We start from the raw sequence: 15,780 nt of genomic DNA, 5'->3' as shown, positions 1-15,780 counted from the left end.
TTCGGTCCATGACGAGTGCGTTCGCGGTGGGTTCGGCGAGTCCGTCGGCTATCGGGTTGTCGTTGGCCGAGATGGGGCGGGCGCGGGCGGCTGTGTTCGACGAGCACATGGGGGCGCTCGTTGTGTTGCGGCACAGGGATGTGTCCGCCGGGCTCAGGGATCATGGGACGTTCAGCACTCGGTTCTACGGGGCCGCCCCGATGGTCCAGTCGATGATGATCGCGCAGGACGGGGCCGAGCACACGCGGCAACGGCGGATCCACAACCGGTTCTTCAGTCCCGGGGCGAGCGCGCGGTACGCGGCGCGGATAAAGCCCATCGCGGAGCGGACGTTCGACAGCTTTGTCGGGCGGCCGGGGGTGGAGTTGGTCGAGGCGGCGTTCGCGCGGTACCCGATGGCTGTTTTTCTTGACCTGCTGGGGATTCCGGACGAGTTGGGGGATCGGGGGCTGGGGTGGGTGCGGGCCATCGTGAGCTGGTTGGGGTCGCCGATGGACGCCGCGGTGGCGGCCGCGGGCCAGGCGGCGTTCAGTGAGCTCAGTGGGTACGCCGGCACGTTGATCGAGGCGGAACGGGCCGATCCGGGGGACAGTCTGCTCGGCGAGATCATCCGTGCGCACCTCAGCGAAGGTGGGTTCAGCGTCGAGGCGTGCACGGTCGCGGTGGTCAGCCTCCTGTTGGGCGGCTTGGAGACCACCATTCAGATGCTGTCCGCGACCGTGTCCTCGCTGCTGCTCAACCCGTCGGCGCTGCACCGGGTCCGGGCCGACCGGAGCCTGAAGGACGCCGCGCTTGACGAGTCGTTCCGGTGGGCCAACCCGTCCGCGGGGCTGTACCGCCTGGTCACCCAGGACACCGAGATCGCCGGACACAGGATCGACGCGGGCGCCATGGTCTACCTGTGCATCGCCGCCGCCCACTACGACCGGGACGTCTACCCCGAACCGGAGGTCTTCGACCTGGACCGGCCCGGCACCCACCTGGGCTTCGGCCTGGGCCCGCACTACTGTGTGGGCGCGCCGCTGGCCCGGATCGAGGTGGCCGCGGCGCTGGACGCGATGCTCGACCGGTTCCCGGACATCCGCCTCGATCCCGAACAGCCGCCCGCATTCCGTTACGGCGCACGGGGTTTCGTCCAGCACGGCACCGATACCCTGCCCGTGCTCCTTTAGCTCATCGCGGGTCCCATGCACCGAGAAGGTCGGCTGGTTCGTACGTCGCGTGGGCGCCTTCGCAGGACGTGCCGCTGCGGGACACCGCGACAAGGGGTAGCGGCTGGTCGGTCAGGGCGGCGGCGTGCCGTTGGAGGTCGGCGAGGTCGTGGTCGTCGAAGGCGGAGTTCTCCAGCCACTTGATGGATCCGGCGAAGAGAAGTTGACGTGCGACGGGAGCGCGGTCGGCTCCGACGATGTCGATCTCGATGTCGTTGGTCCTGGTCCAGTAGCCGCCAATGGCTGGCGCGGCCGGAATGTGGTCGTCCGGGAGGAGTCGGCCGAGTGCCTCGCGGACAAGGGGTTCGACGGCGCGACCACGCCAGGTGGTCCAACTCCGTCGGATTCGGTTGAGGGTCAGGTCGCTGCGGCCGCGTTCGATCTCGTCCATGGCCGGGGCGAGGAACCTCAGCCAGAACCGCAAATACGGGTCAGTGACGCGGTATCGGCGGTCTTTGGACGGCCGGGTGGACAGCGGGAGATCCCCGGCCACGACGCGTTTGTCGATCAAAGTGGACAGTGACCGTTGCAGTGGGGTGGCTCCGATTCCCCCGGCTGCCTTGGCGATGTTGGTGAACGTGCGTTCGCCGGAGCCGATGGCACCCAGGACGGTACGGGCCTGGGCGTGTTCGGGGAACTCGGCAGCCAGTGACCGTTCCGCGGAGACCAGCAGCGGCGACGTGGGGTTGGCCAGGGCATCGTCGAGGAATCCCCAGAGGTCCTGTCCGGCTGCCCAGTCAGCACAGATCAAGGGCAGCCCGCCGGTGACCAACGCCGCGTCGAACGCCTCGGGTGGGTCCATCTCCAGCATTCCGGCCAGGTCCAAGGGGTTCAGCGGGCCGATGACCATTTCGCGGCCACGCTGGTGAAAGGGGCGCTCGTAACTGTCCAGCGCCGCCATCATCGACAAGTCCGAGCCGATCAGGATCAGCAGCGTCGGCTTGCGCGCCAGATAACGGTCCCAGGACCGTTGCAGCACTCCTTCGAAAGCTTGGCTGTCGTCCATCAGGTACGGCAGCTCGTCGATCACCACGATGCTCGGCGCGTTGTCCGGCAGAACGGCGGCCAGCAGCCGCAGCGCGTCGCCCCAGTTCGCCGGGTTGCCGGCGGCCAGCAGATCCTTCGCCGGCAAGGTCGACTCAAGAGCGTCCTGGCTGAACCGGGCCAGTTCCATCTCGGTCGCCTCGCCGGTGGCGGTGAAGAACAGGAATGGTGCGCCCGCTCGATCCGCGAAGGTTTCGACCAGCCGGGACTTCCCAACGCGTCGGCGACCACGGATGAGCAGGCAGCGCCCCGGGCGGTCGTCGTCCGCCTGGCGGACCCGCGCCAGCTCATCCCGCAGAATCCGCAGCTCACGGTCCCTGCCGACGAAACGAGCCACTCCGACACCTCCGCTGCGCACCGTTACTAACACTCATGTTGGTAACATCAATGCTAGTAACATGAGCGTTAGTTGGCAAGGTGGGGGGTGTCGCCGCCTTGAGCTAGCTCATCGCGCGGGTCCTGGCTCGGTCGAAGGACTTGCGGAGTACGGCGAGCAGGGCGTCTCGGACGGACAGTTTGATCCGGGCGTCGAACGTCACGAGTGGGACGTCGTCGGAGACCGCGAGGGCCCAGCGGACGTCGTTCAGTTCGTGGCTGAGCATCCCGTCGAACTTGTTCACCGCCACCACGAACGGGACGCCGGCCTTCTCGAAGTAGTCCACTGCCGGGTAGCAGTCGTCCAGCCTGCGGGTGTCCACGATGACCAGTGCGCCGAGCGCGCCGACCACGAGGTCGTGCCACATGAAGCCGAACCGGTCCTGGCCGGGGGTGCCGAACAGGTAGAGCTTCACGTCCTCGTCGATGGTGATGCAGCCGAAGTCCAGCGCGACCGTGGTGGTGGTCTTGCCGGGGGTGTGGCCGGGGCGGTCGACCTCGGCGCCCACCGAGGTGATCGCCGCTTCGGTGCGCAGTGGGGGGATCTCCGAGATGGCTGCCACCGCGGTGGTTTTGCCGACGCCGAAGCCTCCCGCGATGACGATCTTGACCGGTGTCGGCGGCTTGCGGCTGCCGCCCAGCGGCTCAGCGGATGGCTTCGAGTCCACGGATGACCCTTTCAATCATGCGGAGGTCCTTGGGGAGGTCGGTGTCGGGGCGTCGGACCACCAGGTAGCCGAGTGCCGCGAGGTCGGCGACCAGCACCCTGGCCACCCCGATGTGGATCTTGAGCATGGCCGCGATCTCCGCCACGGACATGTTCGTGCGACACAACGAGACGATGTCGCGGCGTTCGAAGTTCAGCTGTGGGTGCGATGCCGCGCCGAGGGCGCTGGTGACCACCTGCGCCTCGATCTCGATCGTGTGGTCCACCGGGGCGGAGCGGCCGGACGTCATCAGGTACGGCCGCAGTAACGTCACATCTTTCTCATCAGCAGGACCGGTCATCGGGACTCCTTACTGCCCAACGGAGTTCTTGAGCTCCTCGATCAGCGCCGGGGTCAGCACGGAGCTGGCCCGGTTGGCGAACATCGCCATCTCGTACGCGATCGTCCCGAGGCTGGCCTGCTTGGACGCCAGCACACCCAGCGAGCAGCCGATGCTGATCGTGCACACGAGCAGGTAGCCCCGCTCCAGCTCAATGATGATCTTGTCGGGCTGGCCGAGCGGATGCGCGTCGGCCACCCCGTTGGCCAGTCCGAGCATGGCCGACGCGATCGCGGCCAGCCGGTCCGCGTTGTGCCTGGCCAGATCCTGCGACATGGCGATCAGCAGTCCGTCGGCGGACACGGCGATGGCCGCGATCGCCCCAGCGGTGCCCTGTGCGAAGCGGCTCACGAGCCAGTTGAAGTTCTGGGCCTCGGTGCTGACTCCGGACATGGTCATCGAGTGCTCTCTTTCGTTGGATCACTGTCAACGGCGCGTGCGAAACCACTACTGAACGCGTCGAACGACGCCCGGTCGGAGGCCGGGTCCCGCAGTCGCATCGGCGGTGCGGTCGGCCGGGCGGACGGTTGGCTGATGGCTCGCGAGCGCAAGCCTGGTGCGAGGTTGGCTCCCGGGATCCGCCGGGACAAGCCTGCTCGCTCCGCCGGGACCTGTGCCTGCGCCGCGGGAACCGGCTCGGGTTCCGTTGGTGGCGCCGGCTCGGCCGGTGGCGGGGTGACTTCCGGTGTGGCGGCCACGTTCGCGAAGGCGGTCTGGAAACCGTCGAACGCGTCGCGCGCCGCAACCGGGTCGTGTTGTGCGTGCCGGGCCGGTGGCGGCGGGGGCGCCGGCACGGACTCCGTCGGGGTGGGGACCGTGGCGGCACCGGGCAGCTGCGCCCCGGCCACCCGGCGGCGCAGACCGCTGCGGCTCTCGCCGTCGTTCGGGCCGAGCCTGCCGCCCATGTGGCCCGCTGCCTGCCTGTTGCCGTTGCCGGACACGGCAACTGGTTCCGAGGCCGGCTTGGGGGACCGGATCACGGGCTGCTCGCCGGTGTGGAACGCGGGCGCGGGCGACTGCCAGCCGTCCTGGCTCTCGAACGCCGGGAACCACGCGAATCCGGCCGTGTGCCGGGCCGGCGGGATCGCGACGGACGGGACGTCCGGCACCGGCAGCCGGCCAGGCGGGGGCGCGACCGGCGGCAGGGCCGCGGGCAGCGGCATGGGTTCCTGCACCGGCATCGGCGCCGGCAGCTCGGGCTCGGTCAGCACCGCCGCCATCGGCCGCGAGAACGACGTGGGCGGCATGGTGACCCGCGCGGTGATGCCGCCGCTCGGCGTCGGCACCAGCATGACGTTCAACATGTGCCGGCGGGCCAGCCGGCCGACCACGAACAGCCCGAGCACACTCGTCGGGGCCACGTCCAGGCGTTCACGTTCGACCAGCCGCTGGTTCTCCTCGGCCAGTCGCGGCGGCTTCATCCCGATGCCGTGGTCCACGATGATCACCACGCACGAGCCGTCGGCCCCGAACGCGGTCGAGACCTCCACGAACGTGTCCGGCGGCGAGAACGACGCCGCGTTCTCCAGCAGTTCCGCGAACAGCAGCACCAGGTCGGTGCCCATCACCGAGGACAGTGTGACCTCGGGCATGTCGCTGATCCGGACCCGTTGGTAGTCCTCGATCTCGGCCAGTGCCGACCGCAGCGCGGTGGCCAGCTGGATCGGGCTGCCCAGCACGTTCTCCTCGCGGCTGCCGGCGACCACGAGCAGGTTGTCGGCGTTGCGGCGCAGGCGGGTGGACAGGTGGTCCAGCCGGTAGAGGCTGGCCAGCAGCCGGGAGTCCTGCTCGTTGCGTTCCAGCTCGTCGACCAGGGCGAGCTGGCGGCCCACCAGGTTCTGGGTGCGCTGGGCGACGTTGGCGAACATCAGACTCACGTTGCGCCGGGTGACCGCCTGCCGTTCGACCAGTCCGGACGCGGTCGACTGCACGCGGTTGAACGCCACCGCCAGCTGGCCCAGCTCGTCCGCGGTGTTGACCTCGATCTCCGCGAGCCGCACCGGTGCCTGTTCGACGACACCTTCCTCGGTGTCGCTGACCCGGACCAGTTCGGTCTCGGCGAGGTCGGCGACGGACGTGGCCGCGTCGGTCAGCTTCCGCAGCGGCGACGCGATCGAGCGGCTCACCACCACCGACAGCAACAGCACCAGGGCGAACAACCCGGCGGCACCGCCACCGATCAGCCACGCGAGGGTGGCCGCGCTGTCCGCTCGGCTGGTCGCGGCGTCGGTGATCTGGCTCGTCACGCGGTCCTGGACGGTTCGCCGCAGGCCCGACTGTGAGCTGACCGTGTTGAGCGCCGTCGAGGCGTACGCCTCGACCGCCGAGCTGCTCTTCGGGTCCGGCAAGGAGCCCTGCAGGGCTTCCACGGCCCGGCCGGTGTCGCCTTCCACCACGGACACCTCAAGGCCGGCGTGTTCGACGTCGGCCTGCTGCACGAACCGTTCCACGAACAGGGCGGCCTGTGCGCCGCAGTCGTCGAGCAGCTTCTGCCCGGCCTGCTTGTTCACCGCGGTCGCGATGAACGCCATGCCGCGCAGCTCGCCGAACTCGTTGGCGTGCAGCAACGCGTCCAGGGCGGTCAGCTGCCGCGTACCCGCCGCGTCCGACGTCTGCTGCGCTACCAGCCGGAGGCTGCCGATGATCGCGTCGACCATCGCGTGGTACGTCCGTGCCACGACGTCAGGCGCGATGCCGCGGCGCAGCGCGTTCTGTCGCACCTCGGGCAACGAGCCGAGCCGCGCGAGCGCGGAGGTCAACTCGTCGGAGATGCCCGTGCCGAGGGACGCGCGCACCTGGGCGACGGTGTCGTCGACCTTGCGCTGCTGCTTCTGCATCTGCCCGGGGTCGCTGTGCGGCGACGCGATGTAGGCAGCGGTGAGCAGCCGCTCACGCTGCAGTTCCCAGATCAGACCGCCCAGCTCACGCGTGTTGCCCGCGGCGTCCGCGGTCACCTGCGCGGAGGCCGCGCTGCTGGCCTGGGTGATCACGAACGGGGTCGCCACCAGCAGCACCGCGGCCAACGGCAGGCCCAGGAGCAGGTTCAGCTTGCTGCGGATGCGTAACCGGCCCAGCAGAGTCTTGCTCTGCAGGCTGCGCTTCCCCGCTCCCCTACGTACGTGCTTCACGCCGACTCACCTCCTCCTTGTCACCCGGCCGCCGCGGCCTTGCGGTGCTGGGCTCGGACGAGATCTTCGATGGTGGCGCGAAGCTCGAGGAACTCGGGCGTGCGTTTGACCCTCAAATCCCGGTCGGCGGGCAGCTCGACGTTGATCTCGGCGGCGATCCGGCCCGGGTGCGACGCGAGGACGACCACGCGCTGGCCGAGGAACACGGCCTCCTCCACGTCGTGCGTGACCATCAGCACGGTCGTGCCGGTGTCCAGCCAGATCTGCCGGATCAGCACCTGCATGTCCTCTTTGGTCTGCACGTCCAGTGCGCCGAACGGTTCGTCGAGCAGCAGCACCTCGGGCTCGCACGCGAGCGCGCGGGCGATCGCGACCCGTTGCTGCTGCCCGCCGGACAGTTGCCGCGGCAACGACCGCCGGAACTCGGTGAGCCCGGTCTCGGCCAGGTACCAGTCCACGCGCCTGGCCCGTTCGGCCGCGCTCACCGACAGCAGTTCGAGTCCGAAGGCGACGTTACGTTCCACTGTCCGCCAGGGATAGAGCGTCCCGGCCTGTGGAACCAGACCGCGGTCCGGTCCGGGGCCGATCACCGGGGCGTCGTCGACGAGCACCTCACCCTGAGTGGGTGTGTCCAAACCCGCCACCAGCGACAACATGGTGGACTTGCCGGATCCGCTCGCGCCGACCACGCACAGGAACTCTCCTTGCGGGACAACGAGGTCGATGTCCTCAAGGGCCTGGACCGTCTTGCCGCGGACAGTGAACGCCCTGCTCACTCCGCGTAGCTCCAGGAGGGTGTCGCTCATACCACCCACCGTCCCACACGGCCGCGAAGCAAGCGCAAGGCCACGTCGAGGACGAGGCCCACCAGTCCGATCACGATCAGGACCGCGAAGATCTCGTTGGTCCGCAGGAAACGCTGGGCTTGCATGATCTCGTGGCCGAGGCCGGTGGCCGCGTTGACCTCCTCGGCGACGATCACGAAGTTCCACGCGGCCGCGAGGTTGACCCGGATCGCGTCGATCATGCCGGGCAGCGCGTGCGGCAGGATCACCCTGCGCAGCACCTCCCCGCGCCGGGCACCGAGCGTGTACGACACGTTGATCATCGGCATCGGCACCGACTTGACCACGTCCGCGATCATGAATGTGTTGAAGAACACCACGGCGAGCGCGATCAGTGCGATCTTCGGCGGCTCGTCCACGCTGTTGAGCCAGATGATCAGCAGTGGGATGAACGCGGGCACCGGCAGATACCGCACCAGGCTGATGATGGGTTCGAACAGCGCCTGGGCGGCCTGGAACGTGCCCATCATGAATCCCAGCGGGACGGAGATCACGATCGCGATGGCGAAGCCGTAGATGACCCGCTCGGACGTGGCCCACAGGTTCGGCCACAGCTGGCCCGACTGGGCGAGTTCGACCAGCTTGCTGAACGTCGCCTCCGGCGTCGGCAGGAACTCCGGCGGAAGGATCTTGGCCTCGCTCAGCACGAACCACGCCGCCAGCGGGATCGCGAACGACAGAACGTACAGGACCCACTTGCCCTTCGCGGAGATCGGCGTGCGGATCGGCAGCAGCTTCGGCGACCTGCGCGGCCGCCGCCGTTCCGGCAGCGGCCGCCAGTCCTGTCGGTCTCGTCGGGCGGACCTGACCGGCGGGGCTTTGACGCCCCAGCCGGCCAGGTCCTCGTGCTCAACCGCTACCGGTTTCATGACTTGGGCACCGCTTTGACGAACGTGTCGTCGAACAACCCGTCCAGCGAAGGCGCTTTCTGGGTCAGTCCGGTGCTCATCATGAAGTCCACAACGGACTGTGCCTGGTGGTTCAGGTGTTCCGGTGTGGTGCCCGGCGTGAACGCGTCCAGGTTCTGCTGCAGGGTGAAGATCGTCGTGCCGGAGTCGAACGCCTTGTAGGCCTCGACCGTGCTGCCGCCGCGCTTGGCCATGATCTCGGTGGCCTTGTCCTTGTTGTCCTTGATCCACTTGATGGTGTCGAACCAGGTGTTCACCAGTGCCTGGGCCAGTTGCGGCTTCGACTTGACCAGATCGGCCTTGAGCGCGAGGTGGTCCGGGATCGCACCGGGGAACTCCGCGGACGTGGCGAGCGCCTTGCTGCCCTGCCGGCTCAGCGCGGTGTCGGCGAACGGCTGGAACGCGCCGACCGCGTCGACCTGGCCGCCCTTGAACGCCGCGGCCGCCGCGCCGGTCTCCATCGGCACCAGCTGGACGTCCTTCTCGGTCATGTTGGCCTCGCGCAGGGCGAGCAGCAGCAGGTAGTGGTCGACCAGACCCTGCTCGACCGCCACCTTCTTGCCCTTCAGGTCGGCGATGCTGTTGATGCCGTCCCGGGCGATGATCTTGTCGTTGCCGGTCGAGTTGTCGTTGACCAGGATGATGGTTTCCTTGGCGCCACCGCTCACCGCCGCCAGCGTGTCGTTCAGCGTCTGGCTGTTGCCGTCGATGGCGCCGGTGGACAGGGCGTTGATGCTGTCGGTGTAGCTGTCGAAGTACTTCAGCTCGATGTTGACGTTGTTCTTCTTGAACAGCCCCTGTTCCTCGGCGACCTGCCAGGGGAACCAGCCTGGCCAGGCGGAGAACCCGAGGGTGATCTTGTCGCCGCCGCCACCGGCCGATGCGGTGGACGAACTGCAGGCGGACAGGGCGGTGACGCCGAACAGGCTGACGGCGCAGAGCACCGCGGTCATCAGCCGACCGTATGGACGGGATCGCACAACGAACTCCAGGGGGACGGGGTGGGGAGTTCCGATATTCAGCTCGCGGAAACCTGGGGGGAACGACGGAAACTAACTAACTGGGAGTATGCGGCTGACGCATGAAACGGGTGTGGGTAACCGTTTCGGCTGGCTGTGGGTCCATTTGCGACTGTGTATGCGAGTGGACGCCAAGCGTGTCGAGCCTTCGCTCCGTAGTGGCGGAACCACGGAACGTCACAATGCCCGGTCAACATGCGTCCAGCCCTTCACGATCAGCTGCCTGGCGAACGTAAAGGACTCAAATCGCTGCGAGTGGTCGCACGCATGTAAACGCGTGGCAAACCGTGGCCCGCGCCCATGAGCCCGCCTTACCCTTCGCCTCCCGGCCGACAGCCTAGCGAGCACCGCAAGTACCTGAACGGCTACTGCAAAGGTACCAACCGGGTTACACCTGATTACGTACGGTTGGTCACATAGGTTCAGTGTGTCACGTTCGCCGAGGTCAGATGACCTTCAGACGATGGCCGAATTGTCACCCTAAGGTGAACTGTTTGCCGACTAGTTCGCGTTCGAGCCGTGCGAACATAGGTAGATGAGCAACGCATACGTACTCCGATTGGACGACGATGCGGCTGATCTGGCCACCGCGGGGGGCAAGGGCGCGTCACTGGCCCGGCTGGCGGCGGCGGGACTGCCCGTCCCACCGGGATTCCACATCACGACACACGCTTTTCGGGCCTACCGGGACAGTCCGGACGAGGTGGTCGCTTCGATCCGCGCGGCCTACCAGGGCGGACCGGTCGCGGTGCGGTCCTCGGCCACCGCCGAGGACCTGCCGGACATGTCTTTCGCAGGTCAGCACGACTCTTTTCTGAACATCACCGGCTTCGACGCGCTGCTGGCCGCGGTTCGACGCTGCTGGGATTCACTGTGGACCGAACGGGCTATCGCGTACCGCGCCGAACATGGCGTCTCGTCCGATGTGGCCATGGCGGTCGTGGTTCAGGAGTTGGTGCCCGCGGACGCGGCCGGCGTGCTGTTCACCGCCGACCCGCTGACCGGAAATCGTGATCAACTGGTGATCAACGCGAACTGGGGACTGGGTGAGACGGTCGTCAGTGGACTCGTCACCCCTGATGTGTACGTTGTAGACAAAGGTGGTTCCCTGGTCAGCAGCGCGATTCACGAGAAGACCGCGATGACCGTGCGGACGCCCGAAGGGACCCGTGCGGAACCGGTTCCGGACGACCGGCGCGGCGCACCGGTGCTGACCGCCGATCAAGCGGTTGAGCTGGCCCGGTTGGGGGAGCGGATCGAAGTCCTCTACGGCGTGCCGATGGACATCGAATGGGCGGTCGCCGACGAGAGCCCGTACATCGTGCAGGCCAGGCCGATCACCAACCTGCCGGTGGCGCGCGCCGAGTGGAACGACACCCGGCTCGGCGACTACCTGTGGACCAACGGGAACGTCAGCGAGGCCGTGCCGTCGGTGATGACACCCGTCACCTGGTCGGTGATCCAGGCGTTGGCCATGCCGGCGATCGGCGGGCACCCCACGTCCGGCAACATCGGCGGCCGGTTCTACCTGAACCTGTCCACCACCATGGCCATGGCCAACGCCTTCGGCATGGGCAAGGCCGTCCGGCAGGCGAGCGAACAGACCTTCGGCCACATCCCCGCCGACGTCCCCCGGCTGCCGATGTCCTGGTTCAAGCTGGTCCGGGCCGCGCTCCCGGTGGCCTTGCTGTTCGTCAGGCAGGGCCGGGCATATCGCCGTCACCTGCCGCGCCTGCTCGCGTCGAACCCGGCTCGGTGTGCTTCGCTGCGGGACCGGATCGCCGCCTGTACGTCAACGGATTCACTGCTGGCGTTGTGGCGGTCCGATGTGGACAGTCTGCTGCGGGTGGACTGCCAGACCCTGGACGTGGGCGCCCGGCAGGTCGGCGCGGCCAAACTCGGGCCGGCCCTGCGCGACCTGGTCGGCGAGGCGGACGCCAACACCCTGCTCACCGGCGCCGGCGCGGACCTGGCCAGCCTCGGCCCACTGATCGGACTGGCCCAGCTCAAACGCGGCTCGCTGACCCGTGACGCCTACGTGCGGGACTGGGGCCACAGGTGTCCGGACGAGTACGAACTGTCCGCGCCCCGGCCGGGCGAGGACCCGGCGTGGATCGACCGGCAGCGGGACGCCTTCGACGGCTCGCCGGAAGAGTTGCTGTCCCGGCAGGCTTCCGCCCGCGCAGAGGCGTGGGCCCGCCTTGAGCAGCGGTTCCCTGGTAAGGCAGCCAAGATCAAAGCCCAACTGGCCAAGGCCGCGACGACCGCGCTCGCCCGGGAACAGTCCCGCTCGGAGATGGTCCGGACATTCTGGGTGTTCCGGGCGTTCGTCCTTCGGGCCGGCGCCTTGACCGGCCACGGGGACGACCTGTTCTTCCTTGGTGTCAATGAGATCCTGGCGCTGTTGGCCGGGGACACAGGCGCGTTGGCCTCGGTGCCGGGGCGGCGGGCGGCCTACGACCACTACCGGTCGCTGCCGCCGTATCCGCCGTTGATCCGGGGCCGCTTCGACCCGTCCGCCCTCCTGCCCCCGGCCGACGGGGACATCCGTGGCTTCCCCGGGGTGGGCGGGGTGGTCACCGGGACCGCCCGTGTCGTGTCCACTGTGGAGGACGCACAGGCGTTGCGGCAGGGCGAGATCCTGGTCACCGTGGTGACCAACATCGGGTGGACGCCGCTGTTTCCGCGGGCCGCCGCCGTGGTCACCGATGTGGGGGCGCCGCTGTCGCACGCCGCGATCGTGGCTCGGGAGTTGGGGATCCCGGCCGTGGTGGGATGCGGGAACGCCACCGCCCGGATCTCGACCGGGGACCAGGTTCGGGTCGACGGCGGCCGGGGGACGGTGACTGTTCTGTAGCGTCAACATATCCCAGGAGTCTCGGCGGCGAGCCTGTTGGCGGCCTCGTTGGCGACCGCCGGCAGGAAGGTCGTCATCGCGTTCGCGCCCCCGCCGTCGTAGGCCACCGAAACGACGACGTTTCCACATCGCAGGCGCACCTTGGCCCAGGGTGCTTGTTCGACGCCGTATCCCTCGTGCGTCAACTTGTCCGCGGTGAAGATCGTTCCCTGTTGCCCATCGCTGAGGCGATATCCGGCCAACCGCGCCGCTGCGCGCCGGATGGCCGACGGCGGCGCGCTGCGAGAGAGTTCGTAGTCCAGCCGAAGGGTTCCGAAACCGGCGAACGGTGTGCTGCAGCCGGCGGTGTCCGCTGACGAGTTGTCCGGCTGGGGATCGGTCGGACCAAAAACGGCGGATCCTTCACGGAGCAAGGCACACGCGTCCGGCAGCGTCGTGGTGACGGTCGGCCAGTTCCACGGATGGTCGATGCCCACCAGCACGGCGATGACGGCGACGAGCGAGGGGAGGGCGCCAGTCAGCAGACCGGTCGGGCCGGCACTGACGACGCTGGTCGGCGAGCCGCGGTGTACGCTGTAGACCCGGACCTTGTCCAAGCCGGTGCGCCACCGCTGCCGCGACCCGAACCACACGCGATCGGGAGCGGGCAGCACCAGCGGGAGCCGATGTAACCGATTGCCGCGTCGGACGGCGGCGCCCTGCCCGAACAGTCCGTACCGTGTCTCGACCACCAGGATCGACGGCCACGGTATGAACCGTGTGCGCAGCCCGGTGACCCGCACACCCCGGTTCTCCAGGACAGTACGTCCCGCCCAAGCTCTGACCGTGTGTGGCACCGCGGCCGCCACCAGGAGGACGCCGAACAGCGCGACCGACCACAATGGACTTCCGGGAAGCCCGTCGAGGCCGAGCCAACTCACGAAACCACCGGCCACCGCGGCGGGAATGGTGAGCGCCAGCACGCGCCGGCTGGGTTCGAGGACGACCGGTTCTCTGGCCGGCGCCGGGCGCCGCCACCGGGCGGTGGAACCCGGCCGCCGATGGGCGACCACGAAGCTGCCCTGCCCGCCGAGCAGCCACAGGCACGGTGTCTGCCGGGGATTGGCGGCTCGCACCAGGTCGAAGACGTAGTAGTACAGCTCGTCCAGCGTGATCCGCTGATCCAGGTTGTCGTCGGCTTCCCCGGTGGCCAGGCCGTGGATCAACGCTTTGGTGAAGGCCGAGGTGTCGGGCTCGCCGTCGTGCCGGTCGGCCAGTTCACCGCCCTCGAACGCGTACTCGATCGCCGTCGTCGCGGTCATGATGGCCAGACCCCGGCCGGTGAAGCGCTCGTGCACATCGACTGTCGCACCGGCTTTGGCGAACATTCCGCGCGGGAACGCGCCGCTGTAACAGCAGTCCAGGATCAGCAGCACGTGTCGGGACCGGCAGTTGCGGACCCACCGGTTCACCGTGTCGGTGGACAGCGCGGTGTGGTCGAGGTCGTCGAGCTGGGTGTCGGTGGCGGCCAGGAACAGCTCGCCGGCCGCGTCCTTGATGCCGTGCCCTGAGAAGTACAGCACCAGTGTGTCATCGGGGCGACGATCGGCGAAGAACCCGCGAATCGCCTCGCTCAACCGCTCGGCGGGAGTGTCGACGTGCGTCGTGACGTCGTACCCGCCGACCGCCGGATCCGCGAGGACGGCGTCGAGCTGCGCGACATCCTGCGCCGGAGAACGTAACCGCCGCAAGGATTCGTGCTCGTAGCTGGCGGTGCCGATCAGCAAGGCTTCACGCGTCACGGACGTCCACCTCGGTGTGTCGGTTCACGAACACCGCCACCAGTTGGTCCATCTGCGCCGTGGTGGGGCCTTTGATCTCCAGCCGGTCCCCGTCGATCTCGACCAGGACCGACCGTGCGGTGACCGCCGCGGCCCATGTGCGGACCACCTCGAGCACCGCGGCGAGCGCCTTACGTGATGCGGCAACGGTTATCCGCAGTCCGCCGGCGAGTACACCGCCGGTCGCCTTGCCCCCGGGCGGCGCCGGGTCACCAGCGACCGTCGACAGCCGCGTCCCGTCGACCGCGCGCAGTAACCGGCCAAGATCCGAAGTGTGTTCCTCGTGTTCCTCCGGCTCCAGGTCCGCGGCATGAACCCGCAGCAGCAGCGACACCGTTCCCATGCTCCTCCTCCGCTCATGCCCGGTAACAGCAAGCTACCGCCGGCACGCGGAGAGGTATCGTTGTTCGCCCGTCTGCATCCGGATGGCGTAGTCCTTCGACGAGCGAACGGAAGCAGGGCCTAGTGGCTCGTCTACCAAGGTTGCTGGGTTTATTCGGCGGATCCAGGTTTCCGCTGGGCGTGCGGCCGGACTGGGCTCGTACCGGGCGTACTCGCCCGGTTCGGCCGTGCGGTCAGCGGGAAGCTGGGCCGTCGAGAAACCCGGCGAACCTTGGTAGACGAGCCACTAGCTCCGCGCCAGGATCTCGCCGTGCAGGATCGCGAACCAGCCGTCGTCGGCCGTGCCCCACGCACGCCAGGCCTGGGAGATCCGCTCCAGGTCGTCCCGGCTCGCGTACCCGTAGGCGACGCTCTGGTCGGCGATCGCGGTGTGCAGGATCCGGTCCGCCCACATGCCGCTCCACCACTCGCGCTCCGGCGGAGTGGCGTAACACCAAGTGGAAGCCGTGGAAACGACGTCGGTGAAACCGGCCGCGCGCGCCCACGACAACAACCGCCGGGCCGCGTCAGGCTCGCCGCCGTTGTGCCGCGCCACCTTTCGGTACAACGCCATCCACTCGTCGAGCACAGGTGATTCAGGGAACCACGCCATGGCCGCGTAATCCGAGTCCCGCGCAGCGACCACACCTCGGGACACGCGCCTCATCTCGCGCAACGCGGCCACGGGATCGTGCAGGTGTTGCAGCACCTGATGGGCGTGCACCACGTCGAAACTGTTGTCCGGGTACGGCAAACTGTGCACATCCGCGATCTCGAACCGGATGTTCGTGACGTTCCGCCCGGCCGCGAACTCCTTCGCCGCGCCGAACGCGTCCGGCACCGGCTCGACCGCGGTCACCACACCCGGCGCGACCAGCTCGGCCAGGTCCGCGGTGATCGTCCCCGGCCCGCACCCCACGTCCAAAACGGACAGTCCGGGCCGCAGGTGCGGGACCAGATAGGCGGCCGAGTTCGCGACAGTCCTTGACCGGTGGGAACGGAGAACGGCTTCGTGGTGTCCATGCGTGTACTTCGGCATGATCCCACGCTAGCGCCGGTTCTCAAGATTCGGGAGAAGCTTCTCATATTGTGGGCAATTGACGGCGTGTCAGATCGCCGGGCGCCTCTGGTAGATTCGCGCGACT

At 68.3% G+C, this 15,780-nt stretch carries 13 protein-coding genes; 2 read left to right on the top strand and 11 right to left on the bottom strand.

The features are described 5' to 3' along the window. Window positions 1-8 precede the first annotated feature (8 nt). On the top strand, window positions 9-1,172 hold the full coding sequence (locus tag EV192_RS11185) for a cytochrome P450 (protein WP_165960336.1): 1,164 nt from the start codon (window positions 9-11) through the stop codon (window positions 1,170-1,172). Window position 1,173: 1 nt separating this feature from the next. Here the strand turns inward: EV192_RS11185 and EV192_RS11180 are convergent, their stop codons facing one another. The 8 genes from EV192_RS11180 to EV192_RS11145 form a co-directional block, all read right to left on the bottom strand. Then, window positions 1,174-2,592, bottom strand: a complete 1,419-nt coding sequence (locus EV192_RS11180) for an ATP-binding protein (protein WP_132114081.1) — start codon at window positions 2,590-2,592, stop codon at window positions 1,174-1,176. Between the two features lie 103 nt (window positions 2,593-2,695). Then, window positions 2,696-3,298: a GTP-binding protein gene (locus tag EV192_RS11175; RefSeq protein ID WP_132114079.1), complete on the bottom strand. Its 603-nt coding sequence runs from the start codon at window positions 3,296-3,298 to the stop codon at window positions 2,696-2,698. Beyond that, window positions 3,276-3,638 (bottom strand): DUF742 domain-containing protein, encoded by a 363-nt coding sequence (locus EV192_RS11170; protein ID WP_132114077.1) that lies wholly within the window; start codon window positions 3,636-3,638, stop codon window positions 3,276-3,278. Before EV192_RS11170 ends, EV192_RS11175 begins: the two co-directional genes overlap by 23 nt. Window positions 3,639-3,647: 9 nt before the next feature. Further along, the gene (locus tag EV192_RS11165) at window positions 3,648-4,076 is read right to left on the bottom strand and encodes a roadblock/LC7 domain-containing protein (RefSeq protein ID WP_132114075.1); all 429 of its coding nucleotides are present in this window, start codon (window positions 4,074-4,076) and stop codon (window positions 3,648-3,650) included. After that, window positions 4,073-6,805 carry a sensor histidine kinase gene (locus EV192_RS11160; protein ID WP_243726775.1) on the bottom strand — a complete coding sequence of 911 codons (2,733 nt, stop codon included), beginning with the start codon at window positions 6,803-6,805 and terminating at the stop codon, window positions 4,073-4,075. Before EV192_RS11160 ends, EV192_RS11165 begins: the two co-directional genes overlap by 4 nt. Window positions 6,806-6,825: 20 nt before the next feature. Next, complete coding sequence (locus tag EV192_RS11155; RefSeq protein ID WP_132114073.1) at window positions 6,826-7,611, bottom strand: ABC transporter ATP-binding protein; 786 nt, start codon at window positions 7,609-7,611, stop codon at window positions 6,826-6,828. Next, a complete protein-coding gene (locus tag EV192_RS11150; RefSeq protein ID WP_132114071.1) occupies window positions 7,608-8,519 on the bottom strand; it encodes an ABC transporter permease in 912 nt (303 codons plus the stop codon). The genes EV192_RS11155 and EV192_RS11150 overlap by 4 nt, the downstream gene beginning before the upstream one ends. After that, the gene (locus EV192_RS11145) at window positions 8,516-9,511 is read right to left on the bottom strand and encodes an ABC transporter substrate-binding protein (RefSeq protein ID WP_132114069.1); all 996 of its coding nucleotides are present in this window, start codon (window positions 9,509-9,511) and stop codon (window positions 8,516-8,518) included. Before EV192_RS11145 ends, EV192_RS11150 begins: the two co-directional genes overlap by 4 nt. Before the next feature lie 601 nt (window positions 9,512-10,112). On the opposite strand from EV192_RS11145, the gene EV192_RS11140 reads away from it, so the two are divergent. After that, window positions 10,113-12,434 carry a PEP/pyruvate-binding domain-containing protein gene (locus tag EV192_RS11140; protein WP_132114067.1) on the top strand — a complete coding sequence of 774 codons (2,322 nt, stop codon included), beginning with the start codon at window positions 10,113-10,115 and terminating at the stop codon, window positions 12,432-12,434. A 2-nt stretch (window positions 12,435-12,436) separates the two neighbouring features. Here EV192_RS11140 and EV192_RS11135 read toward each other — a convergent pair whose 3' ends face one another. The 3 genes from EV192_RS11135 to EV192_RS11125 all read right to left on the bottom strand — a co-directional run bounded on the left by EV192_RS11135 (window position 12,437) and on the right by EV192_RS11125 (window position 15,674). Then, window positions 12,437-14,215, bottom strand: coding sequence for a caspase, EACC1-associated type (locus EV192_RS11135; RefSeq protein ID WP_132114065.1), 1,779 nt, complete (start codon window positions 14,213-14,215; stop codon window positions 12,437-12,439). Continuing rightward, window positions 14,205-14,597, bottom strand: a complete 393-nt coding sequence (locus EV192_RS11130; protein WP_132114063.1) for a hypothetical protein — start codon at window positions 14,595-14,597, stop codon at window positions 14,205-14,207. Before EV192_RS11130 ends, EV192_RS11135 begins: the two co-directional genes overlap by 11 nt. A 285-nt stretch (window positions 14,598-14,882) precedes the next feature. Then, the gene (locus EV192_RS11125; protein WP_132114061.1) at window positions 14,883-15,674 is read right to left on the bottom strand and encodes a methyltransferase domain-containing protein; all 792 of its coding nucleotides are present in this window, start codon (window positions 15,672-15,674) and stop codon (window positions 14,883-14,885) included. Between the last annotated feature and the right edge of the window lie 106 nt (window positions 15,675-15,780).

Origin of the sequence: Actinocrispum wychmicini (assembly GCF_004345645.1) — a bacterium.
GTDB classification, from domain to species: domain Bacteria; phylum Actinomycetota; class Actinomycetes; order Mycobacteriales; family Pseudonocardiaceae; genus Kibdelosporangium; species Kibdelosporangium wychmicini.
Note: the sequence above shows the minus strand (reverse complement) of the source record. Positions and strands in the feature narration are given on the sequence as shown.